This is a genomic window from [Clostridium] celerecrescens 18A (assembly GCF_002797975.1).
Taxonomy (GTDB): domain Bacteria; phylum Bacillota; class Clostridia; order Lachnospirales; family Lachnospiraceae; genus Lacrimispora; species Lacrimispora celerecrescens.
In genome coordinates, this window is the sequence record NZ_PGET01000001.1 from 1,956,193 (window position 1) to 1,973,769 (window position 17,577).

Genomic DNA, 17,577 nt, shown 5'->3' on the forward strand with positions numbered 1-17,577 from the left:
CCTACCTTAACGTCCAATAATCTTTATTTGCAGCCATTAGGTCATCTAACACCGCTTTTGCCTTGGAAGGGTCTACAACCGTACGGTTCAGCGTCAGTGCCATCAATGCCTTAGTATAATCTTTTTCCAAAAATGCTTCCACAGTCAGAAGCTCATAGGCATACTGTCCTTCCATCAGTCCCTTGTAATAAGGCTTTATGGGCCCAAAGGGATACCCCTTTGCTCCGTCTTTTCCAATGGTCCCTGCTACCTCTACAATTGCCTCGGGTTCAAAATTATCAATGATCCCCTGGTTTTTCACCATCACAATAAATTCCTTATTCAGATCATAGGCAATGGATTCCGCAACCTCCACCATCAGATTTCCAAACACACTGTTGGTCAGCATTTCCAGTCCATCCATGTGATCTTTCCTGGCAGCCCTGGCGCAAAGTTCAAACACTTCCTTTTCCCTGGAATCCCGGGATTCATCGGCACGGGTGTAATCCGGGTCGCTTTCCTCCACGATTTCATCGGGAAACATGTAATACTGCATATAGGTGGTAGGGATATATTCATCCATTAATCTCATGTATTTGTTCACCCTTACATAGGTATCCAGCCATGATTTTGAACGCTGTTCCGCATTAAAGGGCTTAAAGTCGTGATCTTTTAAATAAGAACGCAGCGTGTCAAAGTAATCATTTCCCTCCCTGTCCGTAAGCTCCGTAAACCACCCGAAATGATTCAGTCCAAAGTAACGTGCCCGAAGGCTTTCCTGAGGCACTCCAAGAATTTTGGAGTAGCTCTTCATCAGGGAAAAAGGCTGGTCGCACAGGTTTAAAATACGCTTATCATCAGGAAACAGCCTGTCAAGTCCCAATGCTACAATAGCGGCAGGATTAGTATAGTTTAAAATCCAGGTATCCTTAGAATAGGAACGGACCTTTTCCACCATCTTCTTCATGGCTCCCAGAGAACGCATTCCGTAAGCAAATCCGCCGGGACCGCAGGTCTCCTGTCCAACCAGTCCGTAGCGCAGGGGAATCTTTTCATCCAGGGAGCGCATCATTGTCTTTCCTACCCGCATCTGACAGAAGATAAAGTCAACATTCCTGTAAGCTTCATCCTCATCCGTTGTAAATACCACCTCACATTCCGGATAATAGGATTTTAATACCAGACGGTCGTAAGCCTCCATTAGTCCCATGCGTTCTTTATCTATATCATAAAAGATAATTTTAGAAAGGGGAAAACGTTCCTTATAATTGACCAGCGTACCCACAAGTGCCGGAACGCGGGCACTCCCCGCTCCGGAAATTGTAATCACATGTTGTTTTCTCATGTTACTCTCCTTGTATTCTTAATCATGAAAGGGAATGCCGCAAATCACTGCCGCATCCCCTTGTTTGAATAAATACTGCTTTTTATTCGCCAGCCGCAGCTTCCGTAACGCCGTTTTTCTTTTCTGACTCCAGTCTTTCCTTCAGCTTCTTTGCTCCTATAAGAGCCTTCTGGGCCATCTCCTCTGCAAGAACGCTGCAAAGCCCTGTGTAGTTTGCGGGGTCGATCATGGATTTTAATTCATCTGCCGTAAACATGGAGGAAAGGGTTTCATCCTCTGTCAGCACATGATAATAATCATTTCCTTCAAGCTCCACCATCATGGCTTTTTCATACATGAGTTCATGAGCTCTGTCCTTGCCTATTTTTTCAGCCACATTCATCATTACCAGTTCGCTGTTATCAAGGCCTTGATTTAATTTTACATTTTTAAGCATCCGCTCTTTGTTGATCCGCAGGGTGCGGCTTAGTTCTTCGGCTCTTATAAGGACCTCGGTCGTCAACTGAAGGCCTTCCTCCATAATTCCTTCAAACAGCATATAGGAGCTGCTGTCCCCTTCAAACATCCGCACTGCAGAATAAAGCCCGACAGAAGGAAGGGAGTAAAGCTTCTGGGAATTGGCGATAATCCCCTTGGCCAACTTGGGATTGATCTTCTGGGGCATGGTGGAGCTGCCGATGGTTCCCGGGGTAAAGGATTCGCTGACCTCAGAAAATTCTTCAACGCCGGTATAATAAACCTCTTCCGCCATTTTGTGAAACGTATTACATAGAAGAGACAGATTCATTAAATATTCCAGTTTCATCTGACTCATGTTCCGGCTGGGCACATCCATAGAGCCCATACCCAGTTTATGGGCAACCCGATTCTGGATCTTACGGCCAACAAGACCCGTAGAATTAAAACCCCCTACTGCCCCTCCCATCATGGCTACAAACACCCGTTTCTCGCTTTCCTCCAGCCGTTCCAGAGTGTTCATCAGCTCGCTGATCCAGACGGAAACCTTATATCCATAGGTAATGGGTATGGCATGCCTGCCATGGGTTCTCCCTGCCATGACTGTATCTGCATGGTCTAAGGCCAGCCTGCCCAGATTTTCAAGGATATCTGCAAGAAAGCTTTTGAAAACAGAATTTACCTGCTTTGCGATATAAAGCTGGGATGTCTGCTGAATGTTCTGGGTAGTAACCCCGTAGTGAACATATTTTCCGCCCTCATCACTGCATGCTTTCACCAGCACCTTTACAAAGGGGACAAACCCATGGCCCACCTTTGCCTTGATCCGGTCCATTTCCTCAAGATCCAGATCTTCAAACCGAACCGCCCCAATGTCCCTAGCAGCTTCCATTGGTATGAAGCCTTCCTCTGCCTGGGAAAGAGCCAGAGCAGCCTCCACCTTCAGCCACGTCTCATATTTGAACGTTTCACTTAACAGTCTTTTAATTCCTCTGTCATCCAGTTTACTCTTAGAATCATAGAAAGCTCTCATCGTACACCTCTTATTTCTTCATAGCATCATCTACCGCATGCCGGACAAATTCCACATGGGGCCCAAATACAACGTGAATGTGATCCGTTGACGGAAAGAAGATACCCGCACAGCCAGAATCCTTGATTTTTATCTGATCCACCTTGGTTGGGTCTTTTAAGTCCACCCGCAGGCGGGAAATACAGTTTTCCACACTCAGAATATTATCCTTGCCGCCCAATCCTTTAATAACAACTTCCGCAATAGCCGGCCAGTTCTTTTCCTTCAGAAGAATGCTTGCCGATTCTTCGATTTCAAACCCTTCCCGTCCCGGTGTCTCCAAATTGAATTTTACAATAAACCATTTGAACACCAAGTAGAACACGATGAAGTTTCCAATTCCCAGAAGGATAAGGTTCAGCCAATGTGTATTTTCATACAAAAGCCCAAAAATACCAAAGTCAAAAATCGTACCGCGGATATAGCCAATGGAGATATGAAGCATCTGGTAAGGAATCGCCCCAATACCGCTCATAATGCAGTAGAGAATAAACAAAGACGGCGAAATGAACAGGAACGAGAATTCCAGCGGCTCTGTGATATTACCTAAAAACGCAGTCAGGCAGCAGGTAAGGATTACGCCTTTTGCGATCTTTCTGTTCTTTAAATAAGAGGTTCGGTACATTGCCAGTCCCACAGCCGGTACACGGAATAAAGTTGTTAACATCTGTGCGCCTCCCAGATAACTGGTAAGGGTAGGCATCAGCTGACCCCAGTATTCACTGCTGGGCCCTAAGTTAAAAAGAACTTCATTGGTGGCATTTAAGATTCCCACATATTCGGTTCCATTAATCATATAGGTTCCGCCGGCCTCAGTAAAACGAACCATGGAGGAAAGAACATGATGCAAACCAAAAGGAATCAGCGCACGGTTTAGTGCATAATAAATGGCATTTCCTATGTACGGTGTCGTAAAGATAAAGGAAATGCTGATAAGGAAATTAGTCAGCAGATTCCAGAACACCGGAATGATAAGTCCGATGGGGATCATTGATGCAAACGTAATGATAGGAATGGATTTCTTCCCTCCAAAGAAAGCAAATGCAAGGGGAAGCTCCAGGCGGTAAAACCGGTCTGCTGCCTTGGCAGCCACCAAACCTGCAATCAGGCCCCCCAGTGCCTCGATCTTCAGTGTCTGAATACCAAGAACCGTACCCTGCCCCACCTGAGCCGCAACTTCCGGATCAGCCAGAGTTCCCGTCTGTTTCAGATAAATACCCATTACCACGTTCAGTGTTAAATAGCCGACCACTGAAGAAAAAACAGCAATTCCTTTTTCATTCTTTGCCATACCCTGAGCAACGCCCATGGCAAACAGCAATGGAATATTATTAAAAATAATGCTTGTGATGGTTTGTAAGCTGGATAAAATAAGCTTTAAAACCTGGTTTCCCAAAAACGGGAATTTCTCTATCATGTAGGACTGCCCTAACGCACTGCAAATACCCATAACCATACCAATAGGTGCTAGAAGCGCGATTGGCAGAAGGAGAGACCGCCCAAATGTTTGGATGCTGTCTTTCCAGCTAGACTTTTTATTGCTCATATTTTTTCCCTTCCTTTGTTATGACATTGTGTGTTTAAGGCGCCTTTTAACTGTGTACATTATGGCAGATTCTATGAGTTGCTTCAAGGCAAAAAATTTATATTTTATTGTTGCGTTTAGTTGCCCTTAACTTTATAATGAAACCATTATAAACATAACAGTACTGGAGGTATGTATCATGGGATTAAGCTACAATGATTTAAGCCTGCTGCGGTATATACAAAAAAGACAGCGCATTTCCCTTTCAAAGGTTGCCCTGCAGTTTCAAAAGGATGAAATATCCATACGCCGGACCATCGAGCGGATCAACCTTTTCTCCCACAAGCCCCTGGTGGAAATACAAAAGGGCTTCTGCCTAAGCCCCTTAAACTACAAGGAATTTGTGGATTTTATCCAGCAGATCACCATGACTGACTATAACAGTTCCTACATCGAGCGGATCCGCATCATGATCGTGACCATTTTTTTCGACGGTTATGTCAATGCTTCTTCTCTATATGAAAACTGGGGGCTTTCCCTGACCACAAAAAAGCAGGATACCGCCCACTTAAGGCAATTCTTAGCCGGGCACGGTCTCAGCCTTGTGACTTTAAAGAAAAAGGGGCTTACCATTGAAGGCGATGAACTGCAGCTTCGGTTTCTTGTTATCGACATCCTTCATCCCTTGTTAGAGTTTACGCCGGAAAACCGGATTGCGGTCCGCAAGGCTAATACTCCCCTGGAAAAACAATGCTACGATCTGGCTAATACCGATCTCCAGTCCGTCTCCCATCAGGCGGTGGAACGGCTGAACTTCTTTTTAACAGAATACAATCTGTCTTTAAACTATCCATCTAAAAAGTTTCTTTTGCTGTTTATCTGTATCATGGAGATCCGGCCTGTGAATGAATCCATGAAATTTTGTTACCGCCTGCCCCTGGCGCCATTAAATATCCGCTTTGTTGATGACAGCAAGGAAAACAGGCTGTACAATGTGGCCTTCAGCATGATGAACTTTTCCCGCAGTCTGGATTTTCCTTTTGACAAGCGACTGTGGTATACCACCGAGCAATTTACGGAACAGGTGGTAAGTCATTTAAAAAACCCTTTTTCCATCCAGGAAGAATTCATCAATGAGATTTACAACTATTTATACCGGGAAATCACCCTGGATCACTTTCACTGTACATTTGTGGACAAGACCGTAGAAAATACGAAAGAACAGTTTTCAGACCTGTATGAAACCGTCAGAAAGTACGAGGTGTACTTTAAAGCTTCCTATAATTTTTCTTTCATGGATGAGCATCTTTCTACTCTGACCCTGCTGGTACAAAAGCACATCCTACGCAACCGTACTATAAACCGCCAGAATAAGAAAATCGTTGTGATGACCAGCATCAACTTTGAACGGGTCAGTTTTTTTCTGGAACAGATAAAGGAATATGTGGAACTGCAGTGGATGGGGACCTTAAACATTAACGAAGTCCACAGACTGAAAGACTTGGATTATGATTATATCTTTTGCTTTTCATCGCGGATTTTTAATATCCTTCATGCTCATAATCTTCCTGTCATCCGCATGAATTTCTTTGTTGACAGCAATGATATGAAAACCCTTCTGGCAAACGGCTTTTCTACACGGAAGCACCGATTCCTGACCACCAGCTTTGTGTCGGAAATCGGGGAAAAAAGCGAAACTGAAATGGAAGCATATCTGAAAGAAAATTACGGAGATTATTTTGTATGAGAAATCGAAACAAGGATATTACTTTATAAAAAAACAACTAAAAAAGCACCGGGCTTTGTCTATGATAATGTGAAATAATCATAGACAAAGCGGTGCTTTCAGAATCCTAAAGCAATTCTTCTATTGACTCTCCAATCATATCCTGAGCTTTCTGCAAACCGAAATTATCCAACACCGTTGCCCCGATCACTGCAAATGTATTCTGCTCCTTTAATACTTCGCAGTTGGCATAAGAAGCTGAATAGGCCAGAAAAGGCACTTGTTCCTTTGTGTGGTCACTTCCCTTAAAGGTGGGATCATTGCCATGGTCTGCCGTAATTAAAAGCAGGTCATCTTCATTTAAAAGCGGCAAAAGCTCTCCCAGCTTTTCATCAAACCGTTCTAATTCCGCTCCGTAGCCAATCGGATCCCGGCGGTGTCCCCATAGGGCATCAAAATCAACCAGGTTCACAAAACACAGACCGTTAAATTCTCTTTTCGCGATCTCTATGGTCTGTTCCATGCCATGAACACTGCTTTGGGATTTATTGCCTTCTGTAAGCCCTTCACCATCGAAAATATCATAGATCTTTCCTACGCTGATCACATCCAGGCCTGCATCCTTTAATATATTAAGAGCAGTGGTTCCAAAAGGCTTTAAGGCATAATCATGACGGTTTGGAGTTCTTTTAAACTCGCCTTTCTTATTTCCAACATAAGGTCTTGCAATGACCCTGCCCACCTTCCATTCGTCCCTTAAGGTAAGCTCTCTTGCAATCTCACAGCAGCGGTATAGTTCCTGCAAGCCAAAGGTTTCCTCATTGGCACAAATTTGTAACACTGAATCTGCAGAAGTGTAAACGATCATGTCCCCGGTAGCAATCTGATGCTCTCCCAGTTCATCCATGATTTCTGTACCGCTGGCGGATTTATTTCCGACAATTTTGTGTCCGGTGCGTTTTTCCAGTTCATCAAGCAGTTCCTTTGGAAAACCTGTTTCCGTAAACGTTTGGAAAGGATTTGTAATGTAAAGCCCCATCATTTCCCAATGACCTGTCATGGTGTCTTTTCCCACACTGGCTTCATTAAGTTTTCCATAATACGCCTTAGGCTCAGATACAGGTTTTACATGCTTTAAGGAACGCAGGTTTCCCAAACCAAGCTTTTCCAAATTAGGCAGATTAAGATGTTCCACTACGGCATCAATATGACCCAGAGTATCGCTGCCCTCGTCGCCGTACTCAGCGGCATTATTCATAGCACCTATTCCTAAAGAATCAATTACAACTACAAATATACGTTTAAATCGTTTCATATTACCTCCCTGCGCTTTGATCGCAACATAAGTCTCATACAGCTTGCAAATAATTGTTTTCCAGGATCATTGAACAGGCTCCGATTATAACTTCCTGAAGCCCTCACCCTTGTCTGCTGCTATTATTTTATTCAAACATTCCCTGTCTGACTCATGATATTTAAAATTTGGATCCAGTTACACACACCGCCGGCATTGCAATTGGACAGACCTTTTGAGCATATCTTATCCCTTTATTATACAATTTTGTAGAATTTTTGCAATCTTTTTCTCTGTTTTCTATGAATTTTCCAAACTATCTGGCTGGTTCGTACCCTATCACAGTCCGATCCCGGTATCAACCTGACGTACAAACCGCTTTAAATAAACATACTTTGCAACAGATTTTTCATCTTTCTTTTACCAGGCCTATCGTAATTACTTCTTCGTTGACAAATACTACGGGAAGAATTAAGATGTTTGTAATTATGAGTAATCGGAATTCGTAAAGCTGGGTCTGATGAAGCTCAAATCAGCTAAAAGGAGCAAATTAAGTGAACAATGTCTTATTAAGCATCCTCTTAATCATATCTTCAACATTACTTGGGAATTTAGTTTTATATGGAATCAGAAAGAAAGAAATTCCCGGGGTTTTCTTTTTTTCACTCCTTATGATGGCTATGATCATTCATTCCGTCGGCTATGCCTTTGAGCTGCTGAGCGTTACTGTTGGATCAATGTATTTTTGGATCAGAATCGAATACCTTGGTGCCGCCTTTTATCCATTCCTGATTATGTTATTCGCCAGGGAGTATGCAGATGAGAAGAGGTTTGCCAATAAGTATCTGCTGACTCTGATGTTTACAGTCAGTATCATTACTTTAATATTAGTCAATACCAATTCCTATCACTGGCTGTATTACTCTTCCATAGGGGTTGATTCTTTCCCTTACTTTAACGTTTTGGCACTGGAAAAGGGCATGTGGTACTATGTCCAGGTATTTTGTTTATGTTTTTCTATCATTTACAGCATCATAATCTTTAGTATCAAGATAAAAAGAACAAGAGGGGATTACAGAAAGAAAGTCGTATTTATGCTGATAGGGGTATCCATTCCCATGGTGACGTTAATTGTTTATATGCTCGGACTGGGGCCGGTCTATATTGATTTATCACCTTTCTCCTATTTTTTTATGAGTGCCTTTATAATCATCGGGCTTTTAAGGTATGATATATTATTCCTTGCACCGGTCACCCATGAAATGGTATTCAATTCCATAGAAGAGGCAGTTCTTGTTGTCGATAAAGACGAGTTACTGATTAACTTTAACTATGCTTCGAAACGATTCTTTCCTTCTCTTGCAAAGGTAAAAATCGGGGATTCCATTCATTTAGTCCAGGAATTAAAGGATTATAATTTTTCTGCCAAACAGTCCATTAACGAAATTCATGGTAAGATACTTCGCTTTAAAGTCATTAATATAAAAAATGATAAAGTGAGAATATACGTTGTTGATGATATTACGGAATCAGAGCGGGCTAAAAAACAACTGGAAATTCTGGCTACGGAAGATGCCTTGACAGGGCTTTATAACAGGCGGTATTTTATGGAAAAGGTAGAAGCCAGTACAGAAGAAGGAATTATTGTAATTATTGACTTAGATCATTTTAAATCCATTAACGATACCTTCGGACATATAGAGGGAGACAGAGTTTTAAGAAATTTCGGCGGTGAGCTTATGCGTTTCTTTGATCATCAGACCGTATGCCGGTATGGCGGTGAGGAATTTGCCATATTTATGAAGGGAGTTGCCATGGAAGAAGGATTTAAACAAATAGAAACCATGAGAGAAAAAACGTCGGGTATGGATTTTTCCAGAAAGGTCACTTTTTCAGCAGGAATGGCAGAATGCAAGGATTGTAATATATCAGAAGCACTTATCAATGCTGACCGAAAGCTTTATGAGGCAAAGGAGAATGGAAGAAATCAAACCAGGTACTAGAAGCAGCATTACGCATATAGGCTATGAACAGAAAAACAAGAGAACGCCGAGATACATATAAAAGAATATTTTGCAGGTAAAAATATGAAAATACGCGATGAATACACATGCCCTTTGGAATTGACACATGATATTACGAAAGGCAAGTGGAAACCAATCATTTTATGGCAGCTGGGGAAGGGAGTTATGTCTTTGACCCAGCTTGAAAAAGACATTAAAGGCATTAATCAAAAAATGCTTCTTGAACATCTGAAAGAGCTTATGGATTACAGAATGATAGGCAAGCATTCTTTTGAAGGATATCCGCTAAAAGTTGTGTATTTTTTAACCGAACGCGGGAAAAAGCTGTTGGATGCCGTCACAATCATGCAAAGCATAGGCATTGACATCATGATAGAAAACGATATGACTGACTATTTAAAAGAAAACGGTTTTATAGACTGAGTATACCTACAAAAATGTGTGTAATTTACTGCCTGGTTCTTTTGTGCTATAGTTTTCCCATAAACAAACTCAGGAGGAATTTAAAATGATGAGGGATTCAGAGAAAACGATCGGAAATTTGATTGGCAAGCAGGGAATTTCTTTTATAAGCTCTTTGGATGATGAAGGATTCCCCAATACAAAAGCAATGCTGCCGCCAAGAAAACGGGATGGGATTAAAACCTTTTATTTTACTACAAATACCTCTTCCATGCGTGTCAAACAATTTCGCAGCAATCCCAAAGCATGTATCTATTTTTGTGACAAACGGTTTTTTCGCGGAGTTATGTTAAAGGGAATAATGGAGGTTTTAGAGGACACAGCAAGCAAGGAAATGATCTGGCAGGAAGGAGACACCATATATTATCCGAAAGGTGTTACAGATCCGGATTATTGTGTGCTGAAATTTACGGCCCAGACAGGCAGATATTATGCCAACTTCAGTTCTGAAAACTTTATGATTGAATAATTGCACTATTAGAGTCAACTAAAACCTTAATTTTAGTTGACTCTTTTATTCATATCATGTTTCATTTTCCGTTCAAAACTTCCAGAGATCCCCATCTCTTCCCGGTATTTGGCAATCACTCTTCGAGAAAGGCGATACCCTTTTTCACTAAGTAATTCTGCAAGTTTCGAATCACTATACGGCTTTTCTTTATTCTCTTCATATACGAGTTCACGTATTAATTCTTTGACGCCATCCGAATTAATCAAGCTGCCGTCACTTACGGGAACCGACGCAGAAAATAAGTTTTTCATCAGAATACAGCCTGCAGGAAACTGAAGATATTTGTCCTTAACAGCACGGCTTATGGTGGAGGTACTAACGGACAGCTTTTCTGACATTTGTGTCATGGTACACGGTTTAAGTTTCCCGGAATACAGAAAAAACTCATCCTGTTCTTCCAATATTGCATTTGTTATTTGAATAATCGTCTTGCGCCTCTGTTCAACTGCATATATGAGAAATTTCGCCCGTTCTAACTTTTTCTTAAAGTATTCAAAAAGCTCCGGCTCTTTTACTTCTGCCATCATCTGGAGATAGTAATCGCTTAATTGATAGTCTCCGCACCAATTATCATTGATTTCTACATTCCATTTTCCATCAGGACCCATAGAAACGATAACATCCGGAACAATATATTGCTTTTCGTTCTCTCCAAACCCCTGCAGCGGCCTTGGATTTAATGTACTTATAAGAGCAATATATCTCCTGGCCTGAGCCGATGAAATGTCCAGCGCACGGGTGATGGAACTGATCTTACCCTGAGATATGTCCGTTAAATGATGAGTGATCATATTTTTTAGAATTCCATCATCCAAACCCAGAATTTCGATCTGAATTAATAAGCATTCTATCAGATTCTTTGCGAAAATACCGTATGGCTCCAACTTTTTTAAATCTGATAAACAGTCTTTGATTACCTGCTCATTCACACCGGTTAACTGTGCAATCTCCGGAACTTCCAAATCGATAAACCCATTACGATCCAGGCTTTGAATTAAAAAATCAATAACTCTTAATTGTTTATCCGTGTAACGTTCTAACTCCAGCTGCTCATAAACATAGGTATAGATATTTTTCGTATTAGAAGTATCAAACTCCTGGTTGCTGCTCTCATTACCTTCTTCTAAAATACCTGCTGTATTTTTTAAAGGCTTGCAGTAATTTGACTGATACCACGCTTGATAATCTTCCTGAGTATAAGATTCGGCTCTGGAGCTTGTTTGTTCCAGTAATGGATTTTCCATATATTCATTTTCCATATACCGGCTCAGCTCACTGTTGCATAATGCGAGCAATTCCAGTGAAGATATCTGGTTTTGAGATAGCAGCTGACGTTGTTCAACAGTTAATTTATGTTTCATGGCAACCTCCCTTTGTAACCATTGCGTTAGAAATATTATACCACACGGCAGACTGAGTAAAAAGAGCGAAGTTTTATCACCTCGCTCACTTTTATCATGGAGAACGTCATTTTATTTATTCAAGAATTGTAACCCCATCAATTAATTCCTTTTCAAATTCCACCCTATGATGCTTCGTGTATAATCCTGGTGCTCCTCCTGTATGGATCATGATGATCTTCTCACCTTTTTTGATTTTACCTTCCTTAACCATATCAATGATTGCGGCAAAACATTTTCCGGTGTAACAGGGGTCGAGGAGGATAGCTTCTTTTCCTGCCATCAGACGAACCGCATCTCTTACCTCTTTTGAAGGGAGATTGTATCCGCCCCGGACAAAATCTTTTTCAATATCAAAATCTTTTCGTCCAGCGCTTATTTTCATTCCATACTTCTCTTTTACACTGTCAAAGAGTTCAACAATGCTATTCTCTTTGTAATCATCAAAGGGAGAAATCGCCACACCGGTTAATGCCAGGCCGGAGTTTTCATTATGGAATCCACAATACAGGCCCATATAGGTCCCTAAACTACCTGCCGCAGAAATAACCCGTGCATCTCCGATTCCCATGGCAGCCGCCTGCTTTGTAAGCTCTACTGCACATTCATAGTACCCCAGTATACCGACATCATCGGAACCACCTAGGGGTATGTAATAAACAATCTCTCCCTGAGCCTCATATTTTTTGATTGTGTCCCTGACCAACTCTTTATATTGGTCAAGAGACGGACGGCCGTCATCCTTTTTAATGATTACTTCAGCGCCCATTAACCGGTCCAACAGTAGGTTTGCCGACAATTCTCCTGGGTAATCCCCAATTGCAACAATCGCACACCTCATATTGAATTTAGCCGCCACAGCTGCTGTCAAACGTCCATGATTTGTTTGTACGCCGCCCTCAGTAATAAGCATGGTCGCCCCTTTGTTTTGTGCTTCTTTTAAAATATACTCCAGCTTTCGAAGCTTATTGCCTCCCATGCCCAGACCCGTCATATCATCACGCTTAAGATACATTTGGATCCCTAATTCTTCTGATATATTTTTAAGATACTCCAAAGGAGTGGGTAAATTCAATAATGAGACTTTCTCTTGACCTAAAACCATAATAATACCTCCTTACATAGTTGCCTATATTTTCAGCTGTAAATATAAATAAATCAATCGGATATTTGCAATCCTTTTCGTTCCTTGATGAGGATCAATTGCCGATGCTTTAAAAAACACGGTCTTAGTATATTACATGTGGCATTGACCGTTTATATTCCAGTTACTCACCAATCATGATCTTAACAATTTCGCGGTCCGTCTCACGCATTCCTTCCTTACCAAGCCGTCCGACATTACGTATGGTCTCCTCAACATCACGATTAATAATTCCTTCACCAGAACGGAATTGCTGTTCCCCATTTTTAAACATGTCATGGCCTAAGAGCCCCGCCATAATACTGGTGGCTATTTTTCCTGCACAGGAAGGCTTGGCTCCGTCACAGATCATGCCAGATGTAATAACAACAGAATTAACAAGAGTATGTGCAATCTCCTCAAATCCACCGCCTAACAGATAGGCGATACCGCAAGCGGCAGCACAGCCAGCACTGACAGCGCCGCAATAAGCTGACAAACGGCCAATTCCAGTCTTTTCATGGATGGATACCAGGTTTGCAAGGGCAAGGGCACGATATAATTTATCCCTTGTCACATCCAAATCATTTGCATACTCAATCACGGGCACTGAAACCGTGATCCCCTGATTGCCGCTGCCGGAATTAATGATTACCGGAAGTTCACAGCCACTCATTCGTGCATCACTGCCGGCCGCCGCCTTGGCAATTGCGCGATTACGGACATCGTTTCCGTAAGAAGCCAGCCAGGTGCTTCCTATGTTTGCGCCATAATCATTCTTTAACCCCTCTTCCGCAATCGCCATGTTGTAATTAATTTGAGGATCTAATATGCCTTTTACATCATCGACCTGCAGAGAATCTGCAAATTCGATGATATCGTTTAAGTTTAGCAGGCTTTTATCTGTTAAGCCCACCTCCAGAGTCTTTTCAATGTTATTTCCATTCCCCGGTTCACAGCTGGCCTCCAAATTAAATAATGTTTCTCCATTTTTCTCAATCAATATGATGTTTGTATGATATTGAGCGATTCTCAGCTTTACATATTCATTTCCTTTAAATAAAATGAGGACGATGTCAAACGTCAGTTCCCCGTCTATCGCTTTTACCTTAATTGGCACATGATTCACAAAGTCTCTTATCTCTGACTTTTTATCGTTACTAACTACAGAAATAACCTCCAGATGCCTGGAAGCGTCACCTGCAACGATTCCTGCTGCTACCGCTGCCTCGATTCCCTTTAAGCCATCCGTATTAGGTACCACAACGCTTTTTACATTTTTAATAATATTATAGCTTACATGTACTTCTACTTTATCAGGCATGCCACCAAGCACTTCTCTTGCTTTTGCCGCACCATATCCTAATGCAATCGGTTCCGTACATCCCATTGCGGGTACTAACTCTTCTTTTAAAATCTGCACATATGTTATATAACGCAAATCTTTCGTATCCATATCAATCCTCCCCATTGCCTTAGAAAACCTACTTGCTAAACAGTCAATCGGATATTCACAATCCGCTTCACTTCCTGATTAGGTGAAAAAGCGGGGTTTATATGGAAGTTTCCTATATACCCCGCTTTTTTAAATTTAGAATCCACTCACCTTTATGAATATTACAGTTTTTCCAATACCTCATCTAAGTCTAAGGTTTTAGTTCCGTCTTCAAGAATAAAAAATGGAATTCCAATACCACCGTTCTCTTTAACCGCTTCATATGCCGGTTCCGATTCACGAGCAGCAAGATATGCTTTTAAATCCTTTAAATCTGCTGATAAATTTTTAAAATCTACACTGGCTTTTCTATCAATCAGCTTATTCAGCGCGTAAAGTGTATCTGGACATAGATGACTTCCAATAATTGTTATTTTCATAGGTATCTTTCCTTTCTTTTATGCAATAATATCTGATTTTTCGACGAATTCTTTGTTGTTGCTTTTTATGTGATTATTAATCCATTCTTTCCCTTCAACCATTCTGGCTACCATCATGGAAGCAATGGCATCACCAGATGAATTTAAGCAGGTAGCAGCAGGGTCAAACAGGAAACCTAATGTTGCAATTAACGGAAATGCCTCTGGCGGAAAACCAAAAAGACCGACGATCAGCATTTCGCCTACCAAACCTCCGCCCGGCGCTCCGGATAATACAAACGCGGATAAAATCGCTACAACAATTGACATGGCATAAGTTCCAACTCCTGTGAACGGTTGATGAAACACTCCAAACAAAAATGCAATCTTGACGATTGAAGATAATACCGAACCGTCCATATGCATGGTTGCTCCCATTGGAAGAACAATCTCTCTGATATCCTTTGGAACTCCCATTTTGTCACAAGCATCCAGATTTACAGGAAGAGCAGCCATTGAGCTTTGAGTTGCGAAAGCCGTCAATGCGGGTGTAGGAACAAATTTCAGCATACGGCGAACCCCTTCTTTTCCTCCTGCTAAATAGGAATACAGCGGGAAGAATATTACCACATAAATTAAGCAGAGCGGATAGTACAAGATCATGGAACGGCCGTAATCACCAATTAAACTTGGTCCAAACTCACCTACTAAGTTGGCAAAATAAGCACCCAGTCCGATCGGAGCAAATTTCATGATTAAATTGACCATCTTCATGATGATATTATTTAAGTTCATAAGCATTTTTCCAACAGGACTCTCGTCACCGCCGCATGCGCTTACACAGAATCCAAACATGACAGAAAAAATAATCAGCGGAAGCATGTTCTGGCGGCTTAAAAGTTCCGGAAAATCGGAAACAGTAAGAGCTCCGACAATCATGTCACCTACAGCGGCAGCTTCTCCGACTTCCGATGCCCCCATAGCAATTGAGGTGCTTGCTGCAGGCGGGAAAATATTCACTGCAAACAGAACCAGCACAGCTGCGACAGCGCCAGTGCCGATAAAAACAGCGATAAGATTCATTAAAATACTACCAAGACGTTTCATATTTACCATGCTTCCCACAGCACTGGAAATAGAAACCATGACCATCGGAACAACGATTGTAAACATCAAGTTAAGGAAAATATCGCCAAGCGGTTTAACAATTGCAGCCTTCTCACCTGCAACCAATCCAAATCCTGATCCGATCAGAATTCCCAGCACTAACAGGATAGGGAACCGATAGCTTTTCCAGATATCTTTTTTATTCATAAGTACACTTCTCCTTTTCACCCCATGATTTTAATTTCAAGTGACTTTCATAATTCCTTTATCTTAAAGACGATTTACCGCTTCCTCCAGCTGTTTCATGGCTTTTTCCAGCATGCTTCTCGGACAGGCTGCATTCAACCTCATATAGCCGGAAAGGCTCCGGCCAAAGGTATAGCCTTCATTTAATCCCAATTTTGCTTCTTCAATCATAAATTTTCTTAATCTTTCATTATTCATTCCCAATTCCCGGCAATCCAGCCATACCAGATAAGTAGCATCCGGTACATTGGGTTTGATGTTAGGAATGTACTTCTCACAATAATCTCTAATAAACTCAAAGTTTTCAGAGAGATATGGAAGCAGCTGCTCTAACCACTCTTCCCCCTCATTAAACGCAGCTTCCATGGCTACGGAGCTGAATGCATTATTCCTGTGAATGTCTAAATTCATCCAGAATTTATCAAAAGCAGCCTTCATCTCCAGATTCGGGAAAACATTCGTTGATGCCTGTAATCCTGCAAGATTAAATGTCTTAGTACCAGAAATACAACTTATGACATGATCTCTGGCCGTTTCTGATATCATAGCGGTTGGGATATGTTTCTTACCATGAAACACCAGATCAGAATGTATTTCGTCTGAGACCATCAGCACGTCATTGGCATGACAAATCTCAAACATCTTCTGCAGCTGCTCTTTCGTCCAGACGATCCCAAGAGGATTATGGGGACTGCACAAAAGAAAGATTTTCACATTTGGATCTTTTGCTTTCTCCTCAAAATCTGCGAAATCAATTGTCCATTTTCCCTCCTGTTCAACCAGTTGGTTTTCAACTACGTTTCTTTCCCATGCCTCTGTAATATCATAGAATTCAGAATACACGGGAGTCTGAATCATAATGGAATCCCCTTTCCTGGTAAACACCTTGACAATTGAAGACAGTGCAGGTACAACTCCAAGGCTCCAGCTTACCTTTTCCTTATCAATCTTCCAGCCATGCCTGCGGAACTGCCAGCCAAGTATTGCATCAAAATAGGAGTCAGGCCGATATGTATATCCCCAGATCCCTTCCATTGCTTTCTCCACGCATGCATTAATGATTGGCTGTGCCGTTTGAAAATCCATATCCGCGACCCAAAGCGGAATCACATCCGTAGTACCAAACTTTTTTTGCCTCTCATCGTATTTTCCAGCGCGGTTTTCACTTCGGTCAACTACGATGTCAAAATTATACTTCATATGAAGCTCCTTTCAGTTTTATATTTATATATAGAGCAACACACGTGCCAACTTTTTATAAAACAGAAAAAATATTAATAAAAACGTAGAAAAAGCCTGTAAATGCTGCCTTTTCTACGTTTTATACTTTTTAAATATCTTGCAAAACTTTGCCGGGAAATGACCCCCTTCCCTTCATGGTCTTTAATAAGTTGCAATTTGGTCATTAATTGGTTTCTAATCGGTTTTTAATTGGTTGTTAATGGATCAAGAT

General features: G+C 41.5%; 14 protein-coding genes. 4 read left to right on the forward strand and 10 right to left on the reverse strand.

The genetic code is table 11. The features are described from left to right. Position 1: 1 nt before the first annotated feature. From H171_RS09230 to H171_RS09240, 3 genes are all read right to left on the reverse strand, one after another. Positions 2–1,324, reverse strand: coding sequence for a family 4 glycosyl hydrolase (locus H171_RS09230; RefSeq protein ID WP_100304866.1), 1,323 nt, complete (start codon positions 1,322–1,324; stop codon positions 2–4). 82 nt (positions 1,325–1,406) lie between these two features. Beyond that, positions 1,407–2,813, reverse strand: coding sequence for a class-II fumarase/aspartase family protein (locus tag H171_RS09235; RefSeq protein WP_100304867.1), 1,407 nt, complete (start codon positions 2,811–2,813; stop codon positions 1,407–1,409). Positions 2,814–2,823: 10 nt separating this feature from the next. Beyond that, on the reverse strand, positions 2,824–4,398 hold the full coding sequence (locus H171_RS09240) for a PTS transporter subunit EIIC (protein WP_100304868.1): 1,575 nt from the start codon (positions 4,396–4,398) through the stop codon (positions 2,824–2,826). 178 nt (positions 4,399–4,576) lie between these two features. Between H171_RS09240 and H171_RS09245 the strand changes: the two genes are divergently transcribed. Then, positions 4,577–6,124, forward strand: coding sequence for a helix-turn-helix domain-containing protein (locus H171_RS09245; protein WP_100304869.1), 1,548 nt, complete (start codon positions 4,577–4,579; stop codon positions 6,122–6,124). Between the two features lie 106 nt (positions 6,125–6,230). Here H171_RS09245 and H171_RS09250 read toward each other — a convergent pair whose 3' ends face one another. Next, positions 6,231–7,418: a phosphopentomutase gene (locus tag H171_RS09250; RefSeq protein ID WP_100304870.1), complete on the reverse strand. Its 1,188-nt coding sequence runs from the start codon at positions 7,416–7,418 to the stop codon at positions 6,231–6,233. A 533-nt stretch (positions 7,419–7,951) separates the two neighbouring features. Between H171_RS09250 and H171_RS09255 the strand changes: the two genes are divergently transcribed. From H171_RS09255 to H171_RS09265, 3 genes are all read left to right on the forward strand, one after another. Continuing rightward, positions 7,952–9,400: a histidine kinase N-terminal 7TM domain-containing diguanylate cyclase gene (locus H171_RS09255; RefSeq protein WP_100304871.1), complete on the forward strand. Its 1,449-nt coding sequence runs from the start codon at positions 7,952–7,954 to the stop codon at positions 9,398–9,400. Positions 9,401–9,484: 84 nt separating this feature from the next. Further along, complete coding sequence (locus tag H171_RS09260) at positions 9,485–9,844, forward strand: winged helix-turn-helix transcriptional regulator (protein ID WP_100304872.1); 360 nt, start codon at positions 9,485–9,487, stop codon at positions 9,842–9,844. An 88-nt stretch (positions 9,845–9,932) separates the two neighbouring features. Further along, on the forward strand, positions 9,933–10,352 hold the full coding sequence (locus H171_RS09265; protein WP_100307479.1) for a pyridoxamine 5'-phosphate oxidase family protein: 420 nt from the start codon (positions 9,933–9,935) through the stop codon (positions 10,350–10,352). 32 nt (positions 10,353–10,384) lie between these two features. On the opposite strand, the gene rpoN is transcribed toward H171_RS09265, so the two are convergent. The 6 genes from rpoN to H171_RS09295 form a co-directional block, all read right to left on the reverse strand. Beyond that, the gene (gene rpoN / locus H171_RS09270; protein WP_100304873.1) at positions 10,385–11,755 is read right to left on the reverse strand and encodes an RNA polymerase factor sigma-54; all 1,371 of its coding nucleotides are present in this window, start codon (positions 11,753–11,755) and stop codon (positions 10,385–10,387) included. Positions 11,756–11,870: 115 nt separating this feature from the next. Next, positions 11,871–12,899 carry a 1-aminocyclopropane-1-carboxylate deaminase/D-cysteine desulfhydrase gene (locus H171_RS09275; RefSeq protein ID WP_100304874.1) on the reverse strand — a complete coding sequence of 343 codons (1,029 nt, stop codon included), beginning with the start codon at positions 12,897–12,899 and terminating at the stop codon, positions 11,871–11,873. A 163-nt stretch (positions 12,900–13,062) separates the two neighbouring features. Further along, entirely contained in the window at positions 13,063–14,373 is a 1,311-nt protein-coding gene (locus tag H171_RS09280; RefSeq protein ID WP_100304875.1) for an L-cysteine desulfidase family protein, read from the reverse strand. Between the two features lie 161 nt (positions 14,374–14,534). Further along, positions 14,535–14,792 (reverse strand): glutaredoxin, encoded by a 258-nt coding sequence (locus tag H171_RS09285; protein ID WP_025232786.1) that lies wholly within the window; start codon positions 14,790–14,792, stop codon positions 14,535–14,537. 18 nt (positions 14,793–14,810) lie between these two features. Continuing rightward, entirely contained in the window at positions 14,811–16,085 is a 1,275-nt protein-coding gene (locus tag H171_RS09290; protein WP_100304876.1) for a dicarboxylate/amino acid:cation symporter, read from the reverse strand. Between the two features lie 63 nt (positions 16,086–16,148). Continuing rightward, positions 16,149–17,324 (reverse strand): MalY/PatB family protein, encoded by a 1,176-nt coding sequence (locus H171_RS09295; RefSeq protein WP_100304877.1) that lies wholly within the window; start codon positions 17,322–17,324, stop codon positions 16,149–16,151. Positions 17,325–17,577 lie beyond the last annotated feature (253 nt).

What these genes read in the sequence shown, in the direction of transcription:
- H171_RS09240 (WP_100304868.1), bottom strand. Translation starts at nt 4,398, where the DNA reads ATGAGCAATAAAAAGTCTAGCTGGAAAGACAGCATCCAAACATTTGGG.
- H171_RS09290 (WP_100304876.1), bottom strand. Translation starts at nt 16,085, where the DNA reads ATGAATAAAAAAGATATCTGGAAAAGCTATCGGTTCCCTATCCTGTTA.
- H171_RS09230 (WP_100304866.1), bottom strand. Translation starts at nt 1,324, where the DNA reads ATGAGAAAACAACATGTGATTACAATTTCCGGAGCGGGGAGTGCCCGC.
- H171_RS09245 (WP_100304869.1), top strand. Translation starts at nt 4,577, where the DNA reads ATGGGATTAAGCTACAATGATTTAAGCCTGCTGCGGTATATACAAAAA.
- rpoN (WP_100304873.1), bottom strand. Translation starts at nt 11,755, where the DNA reads ATGAAACATAAATTAACTGTTGAACAACGTCAGCTGCTATCTCAAAAC.
- H171_RS09235 (WP_100304867.1), bottom strand. Translation starts at nt 2,813, where the DNA reads ATGAGAGCTTTCTATGATTCTAAGAGTAAACTGGATGACAGAGGAATT.
- H171_RS09275 (WP_100304874.1), bottom strand. Translation starts at nt 12,899, where the DNA reads ATGGTTTTAGGTCAAGAGAAAGTCTCATTATTGAATTTACCCACTCCT.
- H171_RS09265 (WP_100307479.1), top strand. Translation starts at nt 9,933, where the DNA reads ATGAGGGATTCAGAGAAAACGATCGGAAATTTGATTGGCAAGCAGGGA.
- H171_RS09295 (WP_100304877.1), bottom strand. Translation starts at nt 17,324, where the DNA reads ATGAAGTATAATTTTGACATCGTAGTTGACCGAAGTGAAAACCGCGCT.
- H171_RS09280 (WP_100304875.1), bottom strand. Translation starts at nt 14,373, where the DNA reads ATGGATACGAAAGATTTGCGTTATATAACATATGTGCAGATTTTAAAA.
- H171_RS09285 (WP_025232786.1), bottom strand. Translation starts at nt 14,792, where the DNA reads ATGAAAATAACAATTATTGGAAGTCATCTATGTCCAGATACACTTTAC.
- H171_RS09260 (WP_100304872.1), top strand. Translation starts at nt 9,485, where the DNA reads ATGAAAATACGCGATGAATACACATGCCCTTTGGAATTGACACATGAT.
- H171_RS09250 (WP_100304870.1), bottom strand. Translation starts at nt 7,418, where the DNA reads ATGAAACGATTTAAACGTATATTTGTAGTTGTAATTGATTCTTTAGGA.